The 23,350-nt window shown below is 70.7% G+C and carries 22 protein-coding genes and 1 tRNA gene; 10 read left to right on the forward strand and 13 right to left on the reverse strand.

Annotation, left to right across the window (positions count from 1 at the left end):
• The first annotated feature begins 1 nt into the window (after position 1).
• On the forward strand, positions 2-1,936 hold the full coding sequence (locus EXU32_RS07415; RefSeq protein WP_347400295.1) for an acyl-CoA dehydrogenase: 1,935 nt from the start codon (positions 2-4) through the stop codon (positions 1,934-1,936).
• A gap of 40 nt (positions 1,937-1,976) precedes the next feature.
• Here the strand turns inward: EXU32_RS07415 and EXU32_RS07420 are convergent, their stop codons facing one another.
• The 3 genes from EXU32_RS07420 to EXU32_RS07430 all read right to left on the reverse strand — a co-directional run bounded on the left by EXU32_RS07420 (position 1,977) and on the right by EXU32_RS07430 (position 5,045).
• The gene (locus EXU32_RS07420; RefSeq protein ID WP_130629327.1) at positions 1,977-3,662 is read right to left on the reverse strand and encodes an ABC-F family ATP-binding cassette domain-containing protein; all 1,686 of its coding nucleotides are present in this window, start codon (positions 3,660-3,662) and stop codon (positions 1,977-1,979) included.
• A 294-nt stretch (positions 3,663-3,956) separates the two neighbouring features.
• Positions 3,957-4,178, reverse strand: a complete 222-nt coding sequence (locus tag EXU32_RS07425; RefSeq protein ID WP_242612921.1) for a superinfection immunity protein — start codon at positions 4,176-4,178, stop codon at positions 3,957-3,959.
• Between the two features lie 27 nt (positions 4,179-4,205).
• Positions 4,206-5,045: a PhzF family phenazine biosynthesis protein gene (locus EXU32_RS07430; RefSeq protein WP_130629329.1), complete on the reverse strand. Its 840-nt coding sequence runs from the start codon at positions 5,043-5,045 to the stop codon at positions 4,206-4,208.
• 31 nt (positions 5,046-5,076) lie between these two features.
• Between EXU32_RS07430 and EXU32_RS07435 the strand changes: the two genes are divergently transcribed.
• Positions 5,077-6,216, forward strand: a complete 1,140-nt coding sequence (locus EXU32_RS07435) for a cysteine desulfurase family protein (RefSeq protein ID WP_130629330.1) — start codon at positions 5,077-5,079, stop codon at positions 6,214-6,216.
• 1 nt (position 6,217) lies between these two features.
• On the opposite strand, the gene EXU32_RS07440 is transcribed toward EXU32_RS07435, so the two are convergent.
• From EXU32_RS07440 to EXU32_RS07450, 3 genes are read right to left on the reverse strand one after another with little or no spacing between them, the layout of a single operon-like run.
• Positions 6,218-7,336, reverse strand: a complete 1,119-nt coding sequence (locus EXU32_RS07440; protein WP_130629331.1) for a 50S ribosomal protein L11 methyltransferase — start codon at positions 7,334-7,336, stop codon at positions 6,218-6,220.
• A gap of 55 nt (positions 7,337-7,391) precedes the next feature.
• A complete protein-coding gene (locus tag EXU32_RS07445) occupies positions 7,392-8,657 on the reverse strand; it encodes a COG4705 family protein (protein WP_242612922.1) in 1,266 nt (421 codons plus the stop codon).
• Positions 8,654-9,343: a DedA family protein gene (locus tag EXU32_RS07450; RefSeq protein WP_130629332.1), complete on the reverse strand. Its 690-nt coding sequence runs from the start codon at positions 9,341-9,343 to the stop codon at positions 8,654-8,656. The genes EXU32_RS07445 and EXU32_RS07450 overlap by 4 nt, the downstream gene beginning before the upstream one ends.
• A gap of 143 nt (positions 9,344-9,486) precedes the next feature.
• Between EXU32_RS07450 and EXU32_RS07455 the strand changes: the two genes are divergently transcribed.
• From EXU32_RS07455 to EXU32_RS07470, 4 genes are all read left to right on the forward strand, one after another.
• Positions 9,487-10,161: a response regulator transcription factor gene (locus EXU32_RS07455; protein ID WP_130629333.1), complete on the forward strand. Its 675-nt coding sequence runs from the start codon at positions 9,487-9,489 to the stop codon at positions 10,159-10,161.
• A 39-nt stretch (positions 10,162-10,200) separates the two neighbouring features.
• On the forward strand, positions 10,201-11,538 hold the full coding sequence (locus EXU32_RS07460; protein WP_130629334.1) for a sensor histidine kinase: 1,338 nt from the start codon (positions 10,201-10,203) through the stop codon (positions 11,536-11,538).
• 99 nt (positions 11,539-11,637) lie between these two features.
• Entirely contained in the window at positions 11,638-12,711 is a 1,074-nt protein-coding gene (locus EXU32_RS07465; protein ID WP_165399605.1) for an MGDG synthase family glycosyltransferase, read from the forward strand.
• Positions 12,711-13,472 (forward strand): polysaccharide deacetylase family protein, encoded by a 762-nt coding sequence (locus EXU32_RS07470; RefSeq protein WP_130629336.1) that lies wholly within the window; start codon positions 12,711-12,713, stop codon positions 13,470-13,472. Before EXU32_RS07465 ends, EXU32_RS07470 begins: the two co-directional genes overlap by 1 nt.
• Here EXU32_RS07470 and EXU32_RS07475 read toward each other — a convergent pair.
• Complete coding sequence (locus EXU32_RS07475; RefSeq protein ID WP_130629337.1) at positions 13,469-14,977, reverse strand: HNH endonuclease; 1,509 nt, start codon at positions 14,975-14,977, stop codon at positions 13,469-13,471. The two genes, EXU32_RS07470 and EXU32_RS07475, sit on opposite strands and share 4 nt — an antisense overlap.
• Before the next feature lie 346 nt (positions 14,978-15,323).
• Here EXU32_RS07475 and EXU32_RS07480 point away from each other — a divergent pair, with 346 nt between their 5' ends.
• The gene (locus EXU32_RS07480) at positions 15,324-16,550 is read left to right on the forward strand and encodes an IS110 family transposase (RefSeq protein WP_130628815.1); all 1,227 of its coding nucleotides are present in this window, start codon (positions 15,324-15,326) and stop codon (positions 16,548-16,550) included.
• 82 nt (positions 16,551-16,632) lie between these two features.
• On the opposite strand, the gene EXU32_RS07485 is transcribed toward EXU32_RS07480, so the two are convergent.
• From EXU32_RS07485 to EXU32_RS07500, 4 genes are all read right to left on the reverse strand, one after another.
• Positions 16,633-16,709, reverse strand: a tRNA-Val gene (locus EXU32_RS07485).
• 185 nt (positions 16,710-16,894) lie between these two features.
• Positions 16,895-17,452, reverse strand: coding sequence for a PGPGW domain-containing protein (locus EXU32_RS07490; RefSeq protein ID WP_130629338.1), 558 nt, complete (start codon positions 17,450-17,452; stop codon positions 16,895-16,897).
• Between the two features lie 26 nt (positions 17,453-17,478).
• Entirely contained in the window at positions 17,479-18,327 is an 849-nt protein-coding gene (locus EXU32_RS07495; RefSeq protein ID WP_130629339.1) for an aminotransferase class IV, read from the reverse strand.
• A complete protein-coding gene (locus EXU32_RS07500; RefSeq protein WP_130629340.1) occupies positions 18,324-19,346 on the reverse strand; it encodes a chorismate-binding protein in 1,023 nt (340 codons plus the stop codon). The genes EXU32_RS07495 and EXU32_RS07500 overlap by 4 nt, the downstream gene beginning before the upstream one ends.
• Before the next feature lie 225 nt (positions 19,347-19,571).
• Here EXU32_RS07500 and EXU32_RS07505 point away from each other — a divergent pair, with 225 nt between their 5' ends.
• Positions 19,572-20,426 carry a helix-turn-helix domain-containing protein gene (locus tag EXU32_RS07505; RefSeq protein WP_130629341.1) on the forward strand — a complete coding sequence of 285 codons (855 nt, stop codon included), beginning with the start codon at positions 19,572-19,574 and terminating at the stop codon, positions 20,424-20,426.
• Between the two features lie 22 nt (positions 20,427-20,448).
• On the opposite strand, the gene EXU32_RS07510 is transcribed toward EXU32_RS07505, so the two are convergent.
• Positions 20,449-21,213, reverse strand: coding sequence for a sigma-70 family RNA polymerase sigma factor (locus EXU32_RS07510; RefSeq protein WP_165399606.1), 765 nt, complete (start codon positions 21,211-21,213; stop codon positions 20,449-20,451).
• A 197-nt stretch (positions 21,214-21,410) separates the two neighbouring features.
• Between EXU32_RS07510 and EXU32_RS07515 the strand changes: the two genes are divergently transcribed.
• Both EXU32_RS07515 and EXU32_RS07520 read left to right on the forward strand, forming a co-directional pair.
• Positions 21,411-21,728, forward strand: a complete 318-nt coding sequence (locus tag EXU32_RS07515; RefSeq protein WP_165399607.1) for a PRC-barrel domain-containing protein — start codon at positions 21,411-21,413, stop codon at positions 21,726-21,728.
• A gap of 88 nt (positions 21,729-21,816) precedes the next feature.
• Positions 21,817-22,491, forward strand: coding sequence for a GAF and ANTAR domain-containing protein (locus tag EXU32_RS07520; protein WP_130629344.1), 675 nt, complete (start codon positions 21,817-21,819; stop codon positions 22,489-22,491).
• Positions 22,492-22,556: 65 nt separating this feature from the next.
• On the opposite strand, the gene EXU32_RS07525 is transcribed toward EXU32_RS07520, so the two are convergent.
• Positions 22,557-23,168 carry a flavodoxin family protein gene (locus EXU32_RS07525; RefSeq protein ID WP_130629345.1) on the reverse strand — a complete coding sequence of 204 codons (612 nt, stop codon included), beginning with the start codon at positions 23,166-23,168 and terminating at the stop codon, positions 22,557-22,559.
• Between the last annotated feature and the right edge of the window lie 182 nt (positions 23,169-23,350).

The following is a 23,350-nucleotide window of genomic DNA, read 5'->3' on the forward strand; positions in this document are numbered from 1 at the left end:
TATGAGCGCCGAGCAGACCAAGGACCCTGTCGCCGAGCAGATCCGGGCCGTCCTCGACGGCCGGTGGGAGTCCATCAGGCAGCAGCTGCGTGCCGATGAGCGCTTCCCCGTCGCGCAGCCCGACCTGCGACTGGGGCTGGACGAGCACCGCCAACGCACCCTGGACCTCGTCACCGGCCTGAGTGCGACCGAGCTGGTGCGAGCCACCCTCCCGGAGTCCCTCGGGGGCACCGGCGACGTCGGCGCCTCGGTCACCGGTCTGGAGATGATCGGGCACGGCGACCTGTCGGTCTTCGTCAAGGCGGGCGTGCAGTTCGGCCTCTTCGGCGGGGCGATCGCCAACCTCGGCACCGACCGTCACCACGAGCGCTACCTGCCGGGTATGGCAGACCTGTCGCTGCCGGGCTGCTTCGCGATGACCGAGACCGGCCACGGCTCCGACGTGCAGTCGATCCTCACGACCGCGACGCACGACCCGGAGACCGACGAGCTGGTGATCCACTCCCCTTCGCCCGCCGCCCGCAAGGACTACATCGGCGGAGCCGCCCGCGACGCCCGGCTCGCCGCGGTCTTCGCCCAGCTCGTCGTCGGTGGGGAGAACCACGGCGTGCACTGCGTCCTCGTCCCAGTCCGCGACGAGGCGGGCTCCCCCCTTCGCGGTGTGACGATCGGCGACTGCGGCTCCAAGATGGGGCTGCTCGGGGTGGACAACGGCCGGCTCCTCTTCGACCAGGTCCGGGTACCGCGCGAGAACCTGCTGGGCAGGTACGGCGACATCGACGAGCAGGGTCGCTACTCCTCCCCCATCGAGAGCGTCAACCGCCGCTTCTTCACCATGCTCGGCACCCTCGTGCGCGGTCGGGTCACCGTCGGCGCCGGTGCGGGGGCCGCCGCCCGCAGCGCCCTGACGATCGCCGTCCGCTACGGCCTGCAGCGCACCCAGTTCCACTACCCCGACGGGGAGCACGAGGTGGTCGTCATGGACTACCGCGCCCACCAGCGCAAGCTGCTCCCTCGCCTGGCGAAGTCCTATGCGCTGGCCCTCGCGCAGAACGCCCTGGTGGAGAAGCTGGCCGCCATCAACTCGGGTGAGATCACCGACGAGCCCTCCCAGCGCGAGCTCGAGGCCCGCGCGGCCGGGCTCAAGGCGATCATCACCGAGCACGCCACGGACACCATCCAGGCCTGCCGCGAGGCCTGCGGCGGAGCCGGCTACATGACGCTCAACCGGTTCGCCGACCTCAAGGCCGACACCGACGTCTTCACCACCTTCGAGGGCGACAACACGGTCCTGCTGCAGCTCGTGGCCAAGGGCATGCTCACCGAGTACAAGAGCGACTTCCAGGAGCTCGACACCCGCGGCGCGATCCTCTTCGGGGCCCGCCAGGTGACCACGTCGGTCATCGAGCGCACCATCGGCGGCTCGCTCATCCAGCGTCTGATCTCCGGGGCCCCGGGCAAGGACGGCGACGACGCGCTGCTCGACCGTGGTGGGCAGCTGGCCGTCTTCGAGGACCGCGAGTCGCACCTCACCGAGACGCTCGCCATGCGGCTGCGCCGGGCGGGCGACGACGACGCCGACTCCTTCGCGGTCTTCAACGACGCCCAGGACCACCTGCTCGAGGCGGCCCGCGCCCACGTCGACCGGGTCACGCTCGAGGCCTTCGTCAGCGCCATCGACGAGGCACCGCAGGGACCGGGTCGTGACCTGCTCGACCAGGTGTGCGACCTTTTCGTCTTCAGCACCGTCGAGGCCAACCGGGCGTGGTTCATCGAGCACGGCCGGCTCAGCTCCAGCCAGTCGAAGGGAGTCGTGGCCCGGGTCAACGAGCTGTGCGGTCAGCTGCGGCCCCACGCCGCGACGCTCGTCGCCGGCTTCGGCATTCCCGACGCCTGGCTGACGACCGAGATGATGGCGGACCTCGCCACGTTCTGAGGGCGCCGAGTCTGAGCAGACCTCCCCGAAGGGAGCGACCTCACCGCGCGCGGACGACCCGGCCTTCGTCCCACACGGGGCCGTCGGTCTCGCGCACCCGACCGTCCGCCCCGTAGACGAGGTAGCGGTCGAACCCGCGGGCGAACCAGCGGTCGTGCGTGACGGCCAGGACCGTCCCCTCGAAGGCGTCCAGGCCCTCCTCGAGCGCCTCGGCTGACTCGACGTCGAGGTTGTCGGTCGGCTCGTCGAGGAGGAGCAGCGTGGCGCCGGACAGCTCGAGCAGCAGGATCTGGAAGCGCGCCTGCTGACCGCCGGACAGCGACTCGAAGACCTGCTCGCCCTGGTGGGCCAGCTCGTAGCGGTCGAGGACCCGGCTGGCGGCCTCGCGCCCCAGACCCGAGCGGTGGTCGTCGCCACGGTGCAGGATCGCCAGCAGCGTGCGACCGACCAGCTCCGGGTGCTCGTGCGTTTGCACGAACCAGCCCGGGCGCACCCGCGCGCCGAGCCGGGCCAGGCCCGTGTGCGCGACGGGAGCGATGTGCGCCTCCCCGACCGGGAGGTTGTCGATCTCGGGGTCGGTGCCACCGGCGGCGAGCAGCCGCAGGAAGTGCGACTTGCCCGATCCGTTGGACCCGAGCACGGCCACTCGCTCGCCGTACCAGACCTCCAGGTCGAAGGCCTGCATGAGATCGGTCAGCTCGAGTCGCTCGCAGACGACGGCGCGCTTGCCGGTGCGGCCGCCGTGCAGGCGCATCGTCACCTTCTGCTCGCGCGGCTGCTCGGACGGCGGCCCCTCGGCCTCGAATCGGGCCAGTCGGGTCTGCGCGGACTGGTAGCGCGTGGCCATGTCGGAGTTGTACTTGGCCTTCTGCTTGTACATGAGCACCAGCGCCTTGAGCTTGGCGCGCTCCTCGTCCCAGCGCTTGCGCAGCTCCTCGAAGCGGGCGAAACGCTCCTGACGGGCCTCGTGGTAGCTGCCGAAGTCGCCCGGGTGCGTCCAGACGCGGTTGCCGGCGCTGCCGAGCTCGACCGTGACGACGCGGGTCGCGGTGTTGGCGAGCAGCTCACGGTCGTGGCTGATGTAGAGGATCGTCTTGTCGCAGGCGCGGATCTGCTCCTCCATCCAGATCTTGCCGGGGACGTCGAGGTAGTTGTCCGGCTCGTCGAGCAGGAGCACCTCGTCGGGCCCGCGCAGGAGGTACTCGAGCACGAGCCGCTTCTGCTCACCACCGGAGAGCGTGGACAGCTCCCGGTACTTGCACCGCTCGAAGGGGACGGCGAGCGCGGCGATGGTGCACACGTCCCAGACGACCTCCTGGTCGTAGCCGCCGGCATCGCCGTAGTCGGACAGCGCGGTCGCGTACTGCATCTGGGTGCGCTCGTCCTCGGTCTCCATCAGGCGCAGCTCGAGCCGGTCGACCTCGGCGGCGGCGTCGCGGACCGCCTTGGGAGAGACCGACATCAGCAGGTCGGCGACGGTGGGCGCCTCCCCCAGCCCGGCCCCGACGTGCTGCCGCATGATGCCGAGCCCACCGGTGCGGGCGACCGCCCCGGCGTGCGGTGTCAGCTCACCGGTGATGATCCGCATCAGGGTCGTCTTGCCCGCGCCGTTGGCCCCCACGAGCGCGACCTTGGCGCCCTCGCCGACGCGGAAGGAGACCTCGTCGAGCAGCACCCGCCCGTCGGAGAGCTCGTACCTGACACCGGCCACGTCGACATGTCCCACGAAGGGAGATCATCCCCCATCGCGACGTCCTCACCAACGGGTTAACCGCACGACCTCAAGGAGATGCGCATCCGCGGGCGCACGACCTCAAGGAGATGCGCATCCGCGGGCGCACGACCTTAAGGAGATGCGCACCCGCGGGCGCACGACCTTAAGGAGATGCGCACCCGCGGGCGCACGACCTCAAGGAGATGCGCACTCAGGGCCGCACGACCTTAAGGAGATGCGCACTCAGGGCCGCACGACCTCAAGGAGATGCGCACCCGCGGGCGCACGACCTCAAGGAGATGCGGGTCAGCGCACGGCGAGGATGCGGTGCTCCTTGATCGACATGACCAGGGCGATGATCCAGCCGACGACGGTCCAGCCCAGGAGCAGGTTGATCCAGAAGACCGACCACGCGTTGTGGGTGCCGCGCACGGCGGCGATGGCCCACGGCAGCATGTAGCCGGCGGTGAGGATGGCGACGATGATCGCCACGGGAGCGCTGACGACGCGCGTCTTCTGGTCAGTCACGATGCGAGGCATACCGCCAGCCTACGGTCACAGGCTGATGGTTCCCCGGACCAGGGTGGTGGTCGCCCCGCCGACCCAGACCGCCCCGTCGTCGTCGCCGTCGATGGTGACGACACCCTCGCGGCCGACCCTGCTCCCCTGGGTCGCGGTGTAGCGCTGCGGGGCCTCTCCCGTGCCGATCAGCCACTGGGCGATGCTCGCGTTGAGGCTGCCCGTGACCGGGTCCTCGACGGCCAGGTCGCCGACCAGAGCGCGGGTCTCGTAGAGCGCCTCGCCCCCAGTGGGGTGGAACCCGACCAACCCCAGCTTGTACCCCCGCAGCCGTGACCAGTCCGGCTCGAGAGCCAGCACGTCATCGGCGCTCGCGAGCCGGATCGCCAGCCAGCCGGGTCCGTTGTCGACCCACTGGTGCGACACGACGGCCTCACGTCCGATCCCCAGCCCCTCGCAGATGATCTGGAGGTCGGCCTCGCCGACGGGCCCCTCACGCACGATCGGGGGCGCAGCGAAGGCCAGGCCGACCTCCCCCCTTCGCACGTCGATCAGGCCCGCAGCGCACTCCTGCACCACGCGGCCCTCCGCACGAGGGACACCACCGTGCTCGAGCCAGGCATGAGCCGTGCCGAGCGTCGGGTGCCCGGCGAAGGGGAGCTCCCGGGAGGGGGTGAAGATGCTCACCCGGTAGTCCGCGGCGCTGGTCGTGGGCGGCAGGACGAAGGAGGTCTCGGAGAGGTTGGTCCACAGTGCGACGCGTTGCATCTGCTCGTCGTTCAGACCGTCCGCGTCGACGATGACCGCGAGCGGGTTGCCGCGGTAGGGCTGCGAGCCGAAGACGTCGACCTGGGCGAAGGGGCGGGTGCGGGGCATGCCGTCATCATCGCGCAGGCAGGATGGAGACATGAGCGACCACGCCGCCGTGTACCTCGACCACAACGCCACGACCCCGATCGCGAGAGAGGTCGCGGACGCGATGTGGCCCTACCTCACGCAGCACTTCGGCAACCCGTCGAGCGCGTCGCCACAGGGCCGCACGGCCCGCGCCGCCGTCGACCGGGCCCGCGAGCAGGTCGCTGCCGTGATCGGGGCGCACCCCGACGAGGTCGTCTTCACCTCCGGAGGCACCGAGTCCAACAACCTGGCCATCCGGGGCAGCGCTGCCGTCGCCGCGACCCACGTGGCGGTGACCTCTGCGATCGAGCACCCAGCGACGGCGGAGCCGTTGGCCCACCTCGCCGCCCAGCACGGATGGGTCGTCCAGGAGCTCCCGGTGGACGTCGAGTGCCGGGTCCGCAGTGACGAGATCCCCTCTGGCCCGGTCGGGTTGGGCACGCTGATCCTGGCGCACAACGAGACCGGCGCTCTCCAGCCGATGGCCGAGTTCGCCGAGCGCATCCACGCGGCCGGTGGCGTGGTGCATGCGGACGCGGCCCAGAGCATCGGCAAGGTCCCGGTCGCGGTCGACGACCTCGGCGTGGACCTGCTGTCCATCGCCGGGCACAAGCTCTACGGACCGAAGGGGGTCGGTGCCCTCTACGTGCGTCGTGGCACGCCGCTCGCGCCGGTGATCCGTGGCGGCGGGCAGGAAGGGGGAATCCGCCCCGGCACCGAGGACGTCGCCAGCATCGTCGGGCTCGGCACTGCCGCCGACCTCGCAGCGCAGCTCCTGCCGACGGAGGCGGTGCGGCAGAGCGCCCTGCGAGACCTGCTGTGGGACCGGCTGGGCGCTGCCGTCCCGGGCCTCGTCCGGGTCTCACCCGTGGAGCGCTGCCTGCCCAACACCCTCATGGTGGCGGTGCCCGGTCAGGTCGGCGCTCAGCTGCTCGAGTCGATGAGCGGCCTGTCGGCCTCCACCGGCAGCGCGTGCCATGCCGGGACCCACACGCCGTCAGCCGCCCTGCTGGCGATGGGGATCGACCACGACGTCGCGCTCGGTGCGCTGCGGCTGAGCCTGGGCAGGTCCACGACGCGCGACGAGATCGAGCACGCGGCGTCGAGGATCATCGAGGCGATCCGGGGTGACGACGCACCGACCGGGTGACTCAGCCCGTGACTGCGGCCAGCCGCCACAGCGAGGTGATCTCCCCACGGCGGGCCTCGTGGAGCGCGTCCTTGGCATCGCTCGCCCGCCCGTGGCGCGGCACGGTCTCGAGGCGGTCGACGACCTCCAGCCCGGCATCGGCGACCCAGCCGAGCAGCTCCTCACGCGTGCGCAGCCCGAGTCGCTCGGCGAGGTCGGAGAGGACCAGCCAGCCCTCGCCGCCCGGCTCGAGGTGGTCGGCGAGACCGCTGAGATAGCGCCGGAGCATGTCGGACCCCGGGTCGTAGATGCCCGCCTCGAGGGCGGAGGTCGGCTCGCCCGGCAGCCACGGCGGGTTGCACACGACGAGGTCGGCGCGGCCCTCGGGGAAGAGGTCCGCCTCGACCGCGGTCACCTGCTCCGAGGCGCCGAGCCTGGCGATGTTGTCGCTCGCGCTCGTGACGGCCCTCGGGTTGATGTCGGTGGCCACGACCCGGGCGATGCCTCGCCGAGCCAGGACGACCGCCAGGACACCGGTGCCCGTGCCGAGGTCGAAGGCGGTCTGCGGGAGCGGGTCGCCCAGGGGCGCGTTGACGACGAGGTCGACGTACTCGCCCCGCACGGGCGAGAAGACGCCGTAGCCGGGGTGGACGCTCTCCCCCAGCCCCGGGACGTGCACCCCCTTCGCCTGCCACTGGTGGGCACCGATGACCCCGAGGAGCTCGGTGAGGGCGATGACCTTGCCGCTCGGCTCGCCGTAGGCGGCGGTGGACGCGGCACGCACGTCAGGGGCGCGGCGCAGGTCGAGCGAGTGGTCCGCCTCGAGCTCGACGAGCAGCCGGCCCAGGAGGGTGGCGCGCTCGGTGCGCACGGCGCGGTGGTCGGCGAAGGTCACCCCGCCGCGCTCACGGCGAGCCGTGCGCCGCTGCACGCGACGATCCAGGGCCTTGAGCAGCTGTCGGGCGTTGTGGTAGTCGCCGCGCCAGAGGATCGCGGTCCCGGCGCGCACCATGCGCATCGCCGTGTCCGCCGTCAGGGCGTCCTGCGCGACGACGACCTTGGTCGGGGCGGGGGCGCCGCTCTCGGAGTGCCACCCGGTCAGCCGATCGGCCCCGTCCTCGACCCAGCTGATGTTGTCCATGGTCACGCGAGTCTAGGTGCTGGCCCCGGGAGCCCGGGGCCAGCACCGTGGTGGCTCAGCCCCGGAGCGAGGTCAGCAGGGTGTCCAGCGCGGCTGTCTCGGCCGCCGTGTCGGGTGACGGCGCCCGCACGCTCTGCAGGACGCCGTCGATCTGGCCGTCGAGGAGGGTCCAGGCCTGGCCGTCCTTGGGCTGCAGTCGGGGCTGGTCGGCGTCCCACGTCGTCTCGAGGGTCTTGGCCGACGTAGTTGCCGCCTTGTGATCGCCCGCGGCCACTGCCGAGCGGGTCGTCGTGACCACGCGCTCGAGCCGGCCGATGTCTCCCTTCGGGAAGTGCTTGACGGTCTGGGCCGGGGTGAGGTGGATGCTCGCTGCGGCCGCGGAGCTGCTCTCGCCCTCTGCCGCCGCGGCGGCGTGCGGCTGCTGCGAGGTGTGGTGGAGCAGGAGCGCCGCGGCGAGCGCCGCCACCGCGTACCCGGCCAGGACCAACCGCTCCCGGGTGCGGCTGCGACCGTGCACGCCGACCCCTGCCGGCTCGGACGCCGGCGTCACGTCGGCGTGCGACCAGCTGAGCCAGACCACGGTCGCCGCGATGGCCACGAGGAAGATGATGCTCGTCAGCGCGGTCCCCAGACCCAGACCCTGCTCCGAGCGGGGGGTGGCCAGCCAGTCGCCGATGTTGGCGCCCAGCGGACGGGTGAGGATGTAGGCCAGCCAGAAGGCGAGGACGGGCTGCCCACCCAGTCGCCACCCCACGACGGTGATCGCGATGAGGGCGGTGGGCAGGAGGACCGACATGCCGGGTCCCCAGCCGGTCAGGTCGAGCGTCCAGTCACCGGCGGCCGTACCCAGGGCGAAGGTCACGAGGACCGCCAGCCAGTAGAAGGCCTCACGGGGTGTCGAGGTGATGCTGTGGATCGACAGGGTCCGCTCCCGCATGAACCAGACCCCGAAGACCACCGCGAGCACGGCCGAGAAGACCGTGGTGCTCACCACGAGCGGCACGCCGCGACTGTCGGTGAGGATGTCGGTGTAGAGGGTGCCCGTGATGCTGACGACGACGACGGTGAGCCAATAGGCAGCAGGCACATAGCGCCGCAGTCGCAGCTGGACACCGAGCACGACGACCAGGACGACGGTGAAGATCAGGGAGGTGTTGACCAACCCCACCCCGAGCGTCATGTTGATCCAGTCCGCGAAGCTCTCGCCCACCGTCGTGCACAGGATCTTGATGATCCAGAACCAGATGGTGATCTCGGGGACCTTGTTGAGCATTGCTCGGGTCCGGACGTCGGGTATCGAGGGTGCTGTGTCAGTTCTCATGCCCGGGAGGATTCCTCGGCGAGCCCGCCATCCACCTGATCGGATGTCGGCTCCGACGTCGCCGTCGGGCCGGCGGGCCGACCACCCGAGCGACGAGCCCGCAGCAGCGCGATGCCTGCGGGCACCAGGGACAGGCCGACGATCGCGAGGGTCACCATCTCGACGTGGGCCGCGATGAAGGGGATCCCACCGAGGAAGTAGCCACCGACCAGCATGCTGGCCGTCCAGAGCAGCCCGCCCGCGACGTTGTAGGCCGTGAAGCGTCGGCGGGGCATCTGCGCCGCGCCGGCCACGACGGGGGTGAAGGTGCGCACGAGCGGGACGAACCTCGCGAGCACGACGGCCTTGTGGCCGTGACGGTCGAAGAAGTCCCGCGCCGCCTCGACGTGCCGCAGGGGCATCCAGCGGGAACCTCCCTTCGCGTAGAGCCGACCGCCCAACCCGGCGCCGATGCGATAGGCGAGCTGGTCGCCGAGGGCTGCGGCCACCCAGCTGGCGAGGACGACCACGACCAGCGGGACCGGCAGGACGTGCGAGGCGACGAGCACCCCTGCGGTGAAGAGGAGGGAGTCGCCCGGCAGGAAGAAGCCGATGAGCAGTCCGGTCTCGGCGAAGATCACCGCCGCGAGCACGAGCACGGCGAGCGGCCCGAGATCGGTGAGGACTGAGGTCAGGGTGGAGGTCATGCTGATGATGCTGGACGTGGGTTCCTGCCACCCACCTGACTGCGCGACGAAGGGAGCGGGCGGGGGCATACAGGTTGCCTGCAGGTTGCAGGGGGCAGGATGCTGGGACACGTGTGGCCGGCACACGTCAGGACGGAGGCGCCATGCTGACGATCGGTGTGTGCGAGGACCAGGAGTCGATCCGCACGATCCTCGCGCGCGGGCTGCGGCACGCGGGGTACGAGGTCACCCTCGCCCACGACGGCGGCGAGGCCCTGCGACGGTTTGCCCCGGACCAGGACATCAGCGTCATCATCATGGACATCGGGCTGCCCGACGCCGACGGTCGCGATGTCGTCCAGGCGCTCAAGTCGGCCGGTCAGCAGGCTCCCGTGCTCTTCCTGACCGCGCTCGGGACGCCCCACGACCACCTGGCCGGGTTCGCCGTCGGGGCGGACGACTACGTCGCCAAGCCCTTCGACCTGAAGGTCCTGCTGGCCCGCGTCGCGGTCCTGACCCGCCGCGGTCCGGTCAACCTCGCGTCCGGTACCGGGCTCGAGCTCGACCCCGTGACCCACTCCGTGCGGGCGAAGGGGGGCGACGTGCGCCTGAGCCCCACCGAGTTCCGCATGCTCGCCGCGATCACCAGCCACCCCGGCGAGGTCGTGCGCCGGCGCAGCGTGGTCGCGGCCGCGTGGCCCGACGGTGCGATCGTCACCGACAACACGGTCGACTCCTTCATCCGTCGCCTGCGCAGCAAGCTGGAGTCGATCGACTCGCCCACGGAGATCGAGACCGTGCGCGGGGTCGGCTTCACGATGACCCCGGTGGAGGCCTGAGTGGTTGCCGGTCGTCGACGGGTGGGTCTGCCGCGGCCGGTGAGCCGCTGGTGGGGTCGGCAGAGCCTGCACCGCCAGCTGGTCCTGCTCACCTCGGGCATCGCGCTCCTGGTCGCGATCGGGCTGGTCCTGGGTGTCCAGGTCGCCCTTGCCGGCGCGTCGAAGGACGCCTCACGCCAGGTCCTGCGTGACCGCGCCGCGGCGGTCGTGACGAGCATCGGGAAGGAGCCCGGCACCCGGCTGACGGTCCCGCAGACCGAGCTCGACCCGGGCGTGGCCGTCTACGACCGGGCCGGCGCCCAGGTCGCGGGTGAGGTGCCGGCGTCCATGCAGTCCCGGTACACCGAGCTGTCGACGACCGCAGAGGAACGCGTGATCGAGGTCAACGACGACACCTATGCCGTCCTGGCTCGCCCCTTCACGACCGCGTCCGGCCAGCGAGGGGTGATCATCGCTGCCGAGCCCTTCGCCCCCTACGAGCACACCGAGGACCTGGCGATCATCGTCTCGGCCGTCGCCGGGCTGCTCCTGGTGCTCGTCGCCGCGGGGTCCGCCGCCATCGTGAGCCGCCGGGCGCTGAGCCCCGTCGAGCACATGGCCAGGACCGCCGACGAGTGGAGCGAGCACGACCTCGGCCGGCGGTTCGCCCTCGGGCCCCCGACCAACGAGATCAGGGCCCTGGGCACCACGCTCGACGGTCTGCTCGACAAGGTCGCGTCGGTCATCCGCGCCGAGCAGCGCCTGACGGCCGAGCTCGCGCACGAGCTGCGGACTCCGCTCACGACGATCCATGGGGTCGCGGACCTCCTGGCGATGCGCACCGACCTCGACGATGAGGCGCGCGCGGACGTCGCGCTCATCACCGACGCCACCACCACGATGGCCACCACCATCACGGTCCTGCTCGACCTGGCCCGGCGCGACGACGACCAGCTGCGCACCGAGTCGACGACCCTGTCGGCGCTCGAGCCGGCGATCCGCGGGCTCCCCCTGCCCGAAGGACGACTCGAGCTGGACCTCCCTTCGTCCCTCGTGATCGACGTCCCCCAGGCCCTCGCCCTGCGCGCCCTCTCCCCCGTGCTGACCAATGCCCTGCACCGGTGCGACCGCGTGCGGGTCACCGCGCGCCGGGTCGACCAGCAGGTCGAGCTGCACGTCGCCGACACCGGTCCCGGGGTGGGCGATGCCGCCGAGGGCTCGCTCTTCGAGCCCGGCTGGAGCGGCGACGGTGGCTCCGGGCTCGGCCTGGCCCTCGCGCGCCGGGTGGCCCGCAGCGGGGGCGGCGACGTCTCGCTGGTCGCGGCGACCAACGACGACGGTGGGGCCACCTTCGCGGTGAGCTTCCCCGGCGGACCGCTGCCGCCGCACCGCGGGTAGGTCCGGTCGACGTCGTCAGGTTGCTTGCAGGTGGCCCGGTGCACGCTCGGTCGCATGGACAACGACAAGGCCCGGGGCCCGAGACAACACGCTCTGGTGGTGACCGGTAGCTACGGCGCCGGGCACGACTCGGCCGCTCACGAGATCGGGCAGCGACTGGACGAGGCGGGCTGGCGATCGGAGACCATCGACATCGCCGATCTCTACCCGTGGGGCTTGGGGCACCTGATGCGGCGGGCCTACTTCCGCCAGCTCGAGAGTGCTCCTCGCACCTGGTCACTGCTGCTGCGCGCCCTCGACGCCCGCAGCGGGCGCCCCTCCGCCGCCGGACGGGCCGCGTGCGGGATGAGCGGACGACTCCCCGCAGGACGGGTCGCGGCGGCCGTGGGGCCCGAGACGGGCTTCGTCATCTCGACCCACCCCTTCGCCAGCCAGGCGCTGGGCCTGCTGCGTCGCAGTGGCCGCCTCGCGGTCCCGGCCATCACCTACCTGACCGACCCGTCGGTCCACCCGCTGTGGATCAGCTCCGGAGTCGACCAGCACCTCGCGCTGCACGGCACGGCCGCGGAGCAGGCGCGCGCCCTCGGTGCCCGCGACGTGCGACTGATCGCGCCACTCACGCCACGCGTCGCGCCCCGTGACGGAGGCGAAGGGAGCCGCCTGCGCGCTGCCCTCGGCCTGGCACCCGACACCACGCTGGCGCTGATCTCGAGCGGATCCGAGGGTGCGGGCGACGTGCGCACGAGCGCCCTGGATGTTCGGGCCACCGGCACCGCGGTCCCGGTCGTCCTGTGCGGTCACAACGAGCGGTTGCGCAGCTCGCTCGAGGCCGAGCCCGGCGTCGTGGCGCTCGGCTGGGTCGACGGGCTGACCGACGTCATCCGCGGCGCGGACTGCCTGATCCAGAACTCCGGCGGGTTCACCACGCTGGAGGCGCTCTCCCTGGGCACCCCGCTGATCACGTACCGGCCGCTGCCGGGGCACGGTGAGACCAGCTCGAGCGCCCTGCTGCGCGAAGGCCTCGCGCCGTGGCCCCGGTCGGTGCCCGAGCTCGGTGCGGCGATCCTCGCCGGGACCCCTGTGGCGGCCGAGGGCATCGGTCGACAGTGGGCGCAGCGCATCTCGCTCGTCGACGTCCTCGATCCCGGACGTGCCTTCGGGCTGGCGAGCTGATGGCCACGGCACTGGGGTCGGGACTTGGGTCGGCACTGCGTCGCTGGACTCCCGGCGCGCTCTACGGTGCGCCACTGCGGTGGACGACGCCGCGACTTGCGGGGCGGTCCGACCGGCACCACGTGGCCCTCACCCTCGACGACGGACCCGACCCGCTGTCGACACCGCTGGTCCTGCGGACCCTGGCCAGGCACGAGGTGCGGGCGACGTACTTCCTCGTGGGCGAGCACATCGCCGACAATCGGGCTCTCGTCGAGCAGATGCACGCGGAGGGTCATGAGCTGGCGGTCCACGGATGGACGCACCGCAGCGTGGTCGGACTGTCGAGGCAGCGGCTGCGCGACGACCTGGAGCGGACCTGCGCCGCGATCACGCAGATCACCGGCACCCGGCCGCGGTGGCACCGACCGCCCTTCGGCATCACGACGCTCGCCAGCCGTGACGCAGCCCGCGACACCGGGCTCACTCCCGTGCTGTGGACCGCCTGGGGTCGCGACTGGTCGCGGTGGGTCGGGCCAGCCGGCATCACCCGGCGGGTGGAGCTGACCCTGCGGCCCGGAGGCACCGTGCTCCTGCACGACACCGACCGGTACGCCTCGCCGGGGTCGTGGCGACGCACCGATGCCGCCTTGGACACGCTGCTGACGCGGTGGGCGTCGTCCGGCGTGCCGGTCGGGCCGCTCGCGGAGCACTGGTCTCGTGACGAGGTGGTACCGATCTCACGGTGTCGGCCGGGTCCCGCCGGGCCGCCATCGCCCTAGGCGGCGAACATGCTCGCGAGGTGGGTCTCCACGGGAGACCACATCAGATCGGGAACCAGAGCCGGCGCCGATCGCGGAGGTGGCGGGTGTGGTCGCCCGTGGCCGAGTAGAGGCGGCGCCGTGCAGATGTACTCGCTGCCCGTCGGGGTGGTGAGGGTGACTTCGTGGGGGCCGCCGCCGGGATCCAGACCAGTGGAGGTGACTTCCGCCCGCCAACCGGGAGCCTCCTTGACCAGGTTGTGGCCCTGGCAGTCACTCATCGCGTTCGCCGCCGACGTCTCACCACCACGGGCATGAGGACGGACGTGGTCGATGTCGCGGATCGGCGCCCCGCAGAAGGGCACCCGGCAGGTGGCATCCCGCAACTCGATCAGCTGACGCAGCACCCCGCTGAACAGTCTCCGCTTGGAGTCCATCGCGACCAGGTTGGTCCCACCTGGTGCGGTCCACAACCGGCGCAACCAGGTCGCGGTCCCCGCGTCACACAGACGCAGCAAGTGCTCCCGGGCCATCTCACCGGGCATCGCACCCCACCCCGGGACCTCGACCTCATCCCGACCACCAGCACCGGTGAAGTCACGGCCATTGCCGCTGCGGAAGAAGACCGAACCATCAGAGCCTTCGCCGGTGCGCACGATCGCTTCCTCACGCATCACCAGACCCACCTCGACCGGCTGCACCTGACCCTCAGTCCGGCCAGACAGCAGCTCCAGGGCCGTGTCAGCCATCCACGCGCCACGACCCCGCTCATCGCTTGCTCGTGCCGCGTCCACGGCCGGGTCACCGGTCGCGACGTACCGGGACTGCTCGGCCTTCTTCAACGCAGCAAACGCCCCGACCACATCCGCGAGCGGACCCAGGATGCTCAACCACGCCATCCCATCCGCCGCCGGACGCACACTCACATTCCTCGAGGCCGCCGCCTTGCGGCGCCGCCGCACGAACGCCTCCGCGTCCAGGTCCGCGCTCGCCCGGTGCGCTGCCGCAGCGAGCTCGCGGTCCCCCACCGACCTCAAGCACCCCGCCAGACGCCGGTCGGCCTCGACCCGGTCCTCGTGGGACAGGCACGCGGTCTCACGGGCCACGATGGTCGCCCGCCACTCACTCAGCTCACCGGCCGTCAACGCCGCCATCGTGTACGGCAGGTCGTGCACGAGCGCCTTGGCCAGGCCCACGTGCCGATCGGCCTGCCCCGGCGCACACCGCCGAGCAAGAGCCAGCTCCGCCCGCGCCGCACGCCGACGACACGACGCCTCCCGCGCCGAGACCACCCCATCCGCACGATCACGAGCGATCCGCTCGTCACGGTCCTCGACAAACATCGCCGTCGCGCGAGCCTGCAACGCGGCAGCCGCCCCCTTCGTCGCCTCCAACAAGGACACGACCTCTAACAACTCCGCCTCGCTCAAGCCCTCCGGGCGCGCGGCAGACAACATCGAGAGTGACGCGGCCAAGACACCGGGCAACGAGATCTCAACCCCACTGCCATCCGTCTGCTCGGTCATCGCGCCCTCCCTTCGCTCCCACCATTATCGAACATATGTTCGACCAATTCAAGAGGGTTGGGGACAACCTTTCCGCCCCGCCCCGCCCGGCGCTTCGCTGTCGACACCACGGTGCCACCGACCCCCGACACTGATGATGGAATCAGGGTCCGAGGGGTCGTGACTCACCCTCCGACTGGCGCCCTGTTGGGTTGCCTTCCAGTTGATCTGTCCGGCCCCTCGGGCTCGCCGCCGGCCGGGGCGGTCATGACCTGATAAGAGCTTGGCAGTTCCTCACCAGTGTCCTGTCTGACCGCCCACGGCCGACGTCACCCAGTCGACGACAGCCGAGAAGGGCGCTTCCAGCATGACAGCAGCAGCACCGACATACCCAGACCACGAAGCCGTGGAGGAGGTCGTCGGCGGCATCGACACCCACGCCGACACCATCCACGTGGCCGTGGTGACCGTTGTAGGGCGCGATGTCGCCGACGAAGAATTCCTCACCACGCTCGCCGGGTACCGCGCAGCGACCGACTTCCTTCAGGCCCATGGCGTGATCGAGCGTGTCGGGATCGAGGGCACCAGCTCCTACGGGGCAGGCATCGCCCGGGCCTGCGCCGCGGCCGGTATGGACGTGCGGGAAGTCCTGCGACCCGACAAGACCGTGCGCCGCAAACAAGGCAAGTCCGACCCCATCGACGCCTACCACGCAGCCCGCGCCGTGCTGTCGGGGCGATCGACCTCGGCGCCCAAGGACGAGAAGATCCTCGGTCTGCGCGCCCTGCACACCGCGCGACGCTCAGCCGTCAAGGCCCGCACCGCGACGATCCACCAGATCCAACAACTCCTGATCACCGCCCCCGACGGCATCCGGGAGAAGTACCGCGACCTGAACAACGCTCGACTGGTCGAGACACTCGCTCGCTGTCGCCCCAACCGGGATGACCTGGTCGGTGGCGCCGTGCTGCGAGCGATGAAAGACCTCGCCGCCCGCCACGCCTTCTTGGACGAGCAGGCCAGCGACCTCGAAGCCGACATCACGGCCATCGTCCGCACGCTCAACCCCGGCCTGCTCGGCGCCCACGGCGTCGGCCCGGACACCGCAGCACAACTGCTGATCACCGCCGGGGGCAACCCCGAACGCCTCAGCCACGAGGCGTCGTTCGCCGCGCTGTGTGGGACTGCGCCCGTACCCGCATCCTCGGGCAAAACCAACCGCTACCGGCTGTCGCGAGGAGGAGACCGCGCGGCCAACAGCGCACTACACCGCATCGCTCTGGTGCGCATGGTCAGCCACGCCCAGACCCGCGGCTACGTCCAGCGACAACGCGACAAAGGCCGCTCCAGCAAGGAGATCCTGCGCCGCCTCAAGCGAGCCATCGCCCGCGAGATCTTCAAATACCTCACCCGGACCATCACCGTGCCCGCCATCGACGACCTACGACCGATGAGACAGGCCAAGAACATCACCTTGACCAGCGCCGCCCAACACTTCGGCGTCTGGCCCGCACGCATCTCCACCCTCGAACGAGGCACCAGACGAGACGACGACCTCGCCAACGCCTACCGCGCCTGGCTCACCGCCGCTTGACAATCAATAGGAGCATCAACCGAACCAGGGACGACGAAGGCCCCAGACTCTGACGTTTCCGCAGGGTCTGGGGCCTTCGTGCTGGTGGACGTAAAGGGACTCGAACCCCTGACCTTTCGCGTGTGAAGCGAACGCTCTAACCAACTGAGCTATACGTCCATGGTGCTCCCCGGGCCAGCGTCCCGGCCGGGCAACCTGAGCAGAGTACCCGGCTGCCCCTCGTTGGTGCCAATCGCCTCCGCCCCCTTCGAGACGGTTGCTGCGCAACCTCCTCAGGGAGCGTCCTTGCTGCCGGCTGGGCGACCTCCCCAGGGAGCGTCCTTGCTGCCGCCTGGGCGACGCCTTCAGGCTCGTCTCAACCCGGGCACCTGGAGCAGCAGCTCCTCCACCTGGTCCGGCGCCCAGCCGGGCACCCCGGTGATGAGCAGCGCGACCCAGAAGCAGAACCAGCCGAAGGCCGCTGACAGCAGGAGCATCGGGATCTTCGCCTTCCACGGCAGCGCCCGCACGTACTGGTCGAAGGCCTTGACCTCGGCCTTGACGAACTGCGTGACCCGACGCGCCCACAGGAACTCCGTGCTCCACAGGAAGAGCCCGATGAAGATCACGGCCCACCCGGGACCGATCAGCGGCACCATCGGGATGCCCGCGATGATGAGCGCGAGACCCAGGACGGCGACCACGACGCGGTACAGCGGGCCGGTGACGGCGTTGGTGCGCACCGCGCGACGCCACCTGATCGGGTCCTCGTGCGCGTCGATCCGACCGTCCTCACCGAAGCGGTCGAGCAGCTCCTGCCGCACGATCGCGTGCTGCTCCCGACGGATGTCCCGGTAGGAGCGCCGCTGCCCCTGCCCGTCCTTGCCCTGGCCCGCGTGCTCGGCCGTCGTGTCCACGTCCACGTCCCCCATGGTGGTCGGCACCGGGCTCAGGGGTTGAGGTCCGACGCGGAGGCCTTGGCGAAGGCCTCCCGCATACGGGTCGTGATCGGGCCCGGCGCGGCCAGCGAGCGGCCGTCGATGGCGTGGATCGGCTGGACGTCACGCGTGCTGCTGGTGAGGAAGGCCTCCTCGGCCGACTCGAGCACGGTGAAGGGCATCGTCTCCTCGACGACGTCGATGCCCACCTCGCGGGCGTACTCGATGGCCAGCTCACGGGTGATGCCCGCCAGGCAGGCGCTCTCGAGCGGCGGGGTCCGCAGCACGCCGTCGACGACGACGAAGATGTTGCTGCCCGTGCCCTCGCACAGCTCGTCACGGTCGTTGGCGAAGATCGCCTCGCTGCCGCCCTGCGACTTGGCGTGCGCCAGGGCGATGACGTTGTCGGCGTAGGACGTGGTCTTCAGCCCAGCGGTCGCCGCCCGCGAGTTGCGGGTCCACGGGACGGTGGCCACCGCGGTGGTGTCGGCGAAGGGGGTGACCTCCGTCGCCGTCACGATGTAGGTCTGTCCCTGGTCACCTCGGTCGGAGCCGAGCGGGCCCGGACCGCCGGTGATCGTGTAGCGCAGCCGGCCGAAGGTGATCTGCTCCCCCGCGGCCAGAACGGCGTCGATGCCCTGCTGCAGCCGCTCGCGGTCCACGGACGGCAGCCCGAGACCGGCGAGGGTGCGATCCATCCGCGCGAGATGACGGTCGGCCGCGAAGACCTCGCCGTCGACGATCTTGCACGTCTCGAAGGCACCGTCACCGACGGTGATGCCGTGGTCGAGTGCCGCGAGTGCCGGCTGGTCCTCCCCCACGAGCGATCCGTTGACCCAGATCCTGACCTCGTTGCTCATGTCCCCACTCTTCCAGATGCCAACCCGATGAGGGTCTGGGCCTTGAGCTCGCACTCAGCCCACTCCCCTTCGGGGTCGGATGCCCAGGTGATGCCCGCCCCGGTGCCGAAGCGCAGCCGGCGCACCCCGTCGGGGTCCACCGTCGCGTAGAACGTGCGGATACCCACGGCGAGTTCCCCGCTCGGCCCGTCGGGATGCTCGGCGTCGACCCAGCCGACGGCCCCGCAGTAGGGACCCCGGGGCACCGGCTCGAGGGCGCTGATGGTGGAGAGTGCGCTGGACTTGGGCGCACCGCTGACCGACCCGGGAGGGAAGCTCGCGGCGAGCACGTCGGACCACGTCGTCCCGACCCGCAGCGTCCCCGCGACGTCGCTCACGAGATGGACCAGGCCGGGATGCTCCTCGGGAGCGCAGAGCCGTTGCACGACAACGCTGCCCGGCTCGCAGACCTGCTGCAGGTCGTTGCGCACGAGGTCGACGATCATGACGTTCTCCGCCACGTCCTTGGCCAACATCTGACCGAGGGTCGGGGCCGTGCCCTTGATCGGGCTGGAGCACAGCAGGTCCCCGGCCCGGGTGACATAGCGCTCGGGCGAGGCGGTCACGACGTCCAAGCCGGCCGAGGGGACGTGCACGACCCCGGCGAAGGGGGCTGGGTTGCCTCGAGCGAGAACCGCCGCCAGATCGGGTAGCGAGGCGTCGTCGGGCAACGGCGCCTGCAGCATCGTCGTGAGGTTGACCTGGTAGACGCTCCCGGCCGCGATACGGGAGCGGATCTCCTGCACTCCTGCGACATAGGTCGAGCGTCCGAGCGAGGAGCTCCAACCGGTGACCGCGGGCCAGCGCGTGTGGTCGCCGGGAGGGGATCCCCCTTCGACCCGGCGCGCGAAACGGACGGCCGTGAGGGCGCCCTCGAAGTCGAGCACGACGGCCCAGCCCCCGGACTCGAGATCGGCCGGGTCGTGACTGACCTCGATCGGGTCGAGCCACGTCGTCGTGCCGAATCGCGCGAACTCCACGCGATGAGGATAGGCGGACAGGGTCCGCCGGCCGACGCCCAGCGGCAAGTGGGCGGCAAGTTGACGTCGTCGCTGGCTCTCGGCGGCCTGACCGTCGTATTTTGACCCGCGAGAGCTCCGGGGAGTGAGGGACACGGGGCCGTCCTCATCGAGGACGGCCCCGTCCTCGATGTGCAGCCCGGGATATTCGCGACGGGGCCGGCGGGTTTCAGGCAGGGTGTGGGCATGAGGCGGTCTCCGGGGGGCACGTGGTTGCACCGGCTACGGCGTGAGAGCGGGTTCACCCAGAGCGACCTGAGTCGCCTGTCCGGGGTCAGCGTGCGCACGATCCGCGGGATCGAGCGCGGCGAGATCCTCACCCCGCAGATCGCGACGCTGCAGCAGATCGTCCTCACCCTGGGCCTGTCGCCCGAGACGCAGGCGGAGTTCATGCACGCCTGGGCCACGCCGCCGCAAGCGGGCTTCGACCAGCTGCTCGTCGACCCGCACCTGAGCGAGATCGAGCACATCGATGCGCTCACCCGCGGCACGCTCGGCAGCTATCGCGTCATCAGCCAGGTGTGGCGCACCCGGGTGTCCACGGATCGGCGACTGGCCCACACCTGGTGCCACTCGGCCATCGTCGCCGTCGAGGACGGGATGGACCGGGTCTTCAACGTGCAGAGCGGCGACGAGGGGACATCGGCCGCGGACCTCGACTTCACCCCGCTGCTCGGGTGCCGCCTGCGCAGTCGGCGTGACTTCCCCGAGAGCAATGTCGTCGTCTTCGAGGTGGCACTCCCCCGCTCCCTGGCCAAGGGCGAGACGCACGCCTACGCCTACCAGGTCGACGACAACAGCGACCGTACGGCGCACCGCGCCGACTCCGACGGATTCGTCTGGGGACCACCGCACACGGCCCGCTCGCTCGTCGTCTCCGTGGAGTTCGCGACAGCGCCCGCCCAGGTGACCCGCATCGAGCGGCCCCCGGGTCAGGACTTCCTCTTCCACGACGCAGTGCAGCTCGACGAGGCCAACCGCGCCTCCCTCGTCATGGAGGACGCCGGTCCCGGCGCCTTCGGCTTCGCCTGGATCTGGTGACAGCCGGGACCGACCTCCCGCCTCAGGCCTCGATCCGGGTGCGCAGACGCGTGCAGATGCTCGTGAGGATCCGCGAGACCTGCATCTGGCTGACGCCGATCCGCTCCCCGATCTCCTTCTGGGTGAGGTCCGCGCCGAACCTCAGGCTGATGATCCGCCGCTCCCTCGCGTCGAGATCCTTCATCGCCGCCCGGAGCGAGATCAGGGTCACCGACCTGGTGTAGGGATCCTCGTCCGACGAGAGGGTGTCGGCCAGCGGCATGGAGGACTCCGCCCCGACGGGTACGTCGAGCGATGAGGACCGGTAGCGCTCCCCCGCGGCACGGGCGTCGCGCACCGCCTCCACGTCGACGCCGAGCTCCTCGGCCACCTCGACGTCGTCGACCTCGCGCTGCTTCTCCTGGCGTAGGTGGCCGATGGCGTCGCGCACGTCGTGGTGCAGCTCCTGCAGACCCCGCGGCGGGCGCACGGCCCAGCCGTGGTCGCGGAAGTACCGCTTCAGCTCTCCGTTGATCGTCGGCACCGCGAAGGCGGTGAAGCCGTGGCCGCGATCCGGCCGGTAACGTCGGGCGGCGAGGACGAGACCGAGCATGGCCACCTGCTCCAGGTCCTCGCTCTCGATCCCTCGGCCCTCGAATCGGCGAGCCAGAGCGAGGGCGAGTCCGCGGTTGCGGACGACGACCTGCTCCCGCAGACGGCTGGCTTCAGCGGCATCGCTCTGCTCGTAGGCCCGCGTGAGCAGCTCGGCCGCTTCCTGGTCACGGCTCTCGTGGACGGAATGCGACATCGTTGACATGGGGGGCCTTCCAAAAAAGGAACCACGCCCAGCCACGGTCACGAGCCGGAATTTGTCCTCAAAGCAAAGCACAGGTTCTCGGTGCAGGCAACGGGAACACCCGATTGATCACGTCTACGGTGCATGTATGTCCTGCCCTCGGGTAGCCACCTCTGTGTGAATTGAATCGTCGGTCAGGGAGTCATGTTGTGCCGGATCCACTCGCCACTGCGGGCAGGTACCTGGGCAGGGCGGTGCGCACGCGCAAGGGCGTCCTCCTCGGCCGCGTCAGCGACGTGCTCTCCGACGCGGAGTCGCGGAGCCCCCAGTGGTTGGTCGTACGCCTGAAGGGCGCCGTCCCTCGTCACCGGCCACTTCCACTCCAGCTGGTGCTGGACGACGAAGTCGACCTCGTCGTCCCGATCAGCGCCGACGTGCTGCGATCTGCGCCGGTGGCCAGGGTCGCCACCCACCTGGTGTCGAGCCAGGAGATGAGCTGGCGGCGCTACTGGTCGATGGCTTGGTGAGTTCTGGACGGACCCCGGGCGTGACCTGTGACCTCCCATCGGCCATGCTCTGACCAGGACGACGCGTCGACCCATTGATAGGTGACTCATGCACAACGATCAGCTGGCCCGAATCGTCGAGGCCCTCTCCCAGGAGCCCGAGGAGGACTACACCCTGCAGCAGGTCGTGACCGAGGCGGTGAAGAACATCCCCGGCTGCACCATGTGCAGCGTCTTCCTCCGCCAGGGCTCCTCCGTCGAGATCGCTGCGAGCACCGACCCCACGGCCAAGCGCGTCGACGAGCTGCAGTTCGAGATGGACCAAGGTCCGTGCCTGTCCGTCCTGAGCGAGCAGGAGATCGCCCTCGTGCGCGACACGCAGAACGAGCCGCGTTGGCCGCTGTGGGCCGGCTCGGCGAGCGAGCTCGGTCTGCGCTCATCCCTGAGCGTGCGCCTGGACTACTCCGCCCCCCGGCTGGCCAGCCTGAACATGTACTCGGACTCCGTCGACGGCTTCGACCAGGACGCCATCGACCGCGCCCTGGTGTACGCCCGCCTGGCATCGGTGTCGCTGGGCCTCGCACGGGAGATCACCGGGCTGCGCAGCGCCCTGCAGAACCGACTGGTGATCGGTGCCGCTCAAGGCATCCTGATGGAGCGCTACGGCCTCAGCCTCAACCGCGCCTTCGAGGTCCTGCGCCGACGCTCCAACGAGACCAACACCAAGCTCTACGAGGTCGCACAGACCGTCCTCGACGGCGGAGACGTCCTGGCCGCCAGCTGAGGGCGCCGGGGCGGGATGGGGGTGCCGGCGGGTGCCCTGCGTCGAGCCCTGCGCCCACCCCGCGCTCACCCGTCCGAGGGCGGCGCCGGGATCGGGTGGTGCTGCAGGGCGGTGGCCACGGCCACGAGATTGGCTGCCATCGTGCGACCCGTCGAGCGTGACCAGTCGTGTCCGTGGTCGGTCTCGGTGTACGTGGGTCCGGGCCCCGGACCCATGTTCCAGTAGGTCCAGGCCTGTCCCGGGATGGTGAAGCCGATGTCCCCCAGTGCTCCACTGATCTCGGCGATGACGTGGTGGGCACCGTCCTCGTTGCCCGTGACGACGACCCCGGCGACCTTGTTGTAGGCGAGCGGGACACCGGCGTCATCCGTCTCGCTGATCATCGCGTCGAGACGCTCCAGGACCACCTTGGCCACGCTCGCCGGCTGGCCCAGCCACGTGGGCGTCGCGATGACGAGGATGTCGCTCGCGACGATCTGGGCGCGGACAGCCGGCCACTCGTCGCCCGTCCCCATGTCGCTCTGGACCCCGAAGGGGATGCGCAGGTCGACGACGCGCTGGACATCGACATCGACGCCGTGGTCGATCAGTGCCGCGATGACCTCGTCGGCCAGAGCCCTGGTGTTGGACGGCTCGGGCGATGGCTTGAGCGTGCAGTTCAGGATGAGTGCCTTCATCCTCGCGTCCTACCCCCTGGACCCGCCGCAAAACCACTCGCTGCTGCCGGCCCAGGCGCATGCTGCCTCGACCTCGCGGGTATCCGGGACTCACCCGGAGGAGAGTCCTGCGGGGTCGAGAGGGGACACGGCGTGACGACAGATCCGCGAGGACCGGCGCACGACACCGCCCGCGGACGGCC

This window comes from Janibacter limosus (genome assembly GCF_004295485.1).
Lineage (GTDB): Bacteria > Actinomycetota > Actinomycetes > Actinomycetales > Dermatophilaceae > Janibacter > Janibacter limosus_A.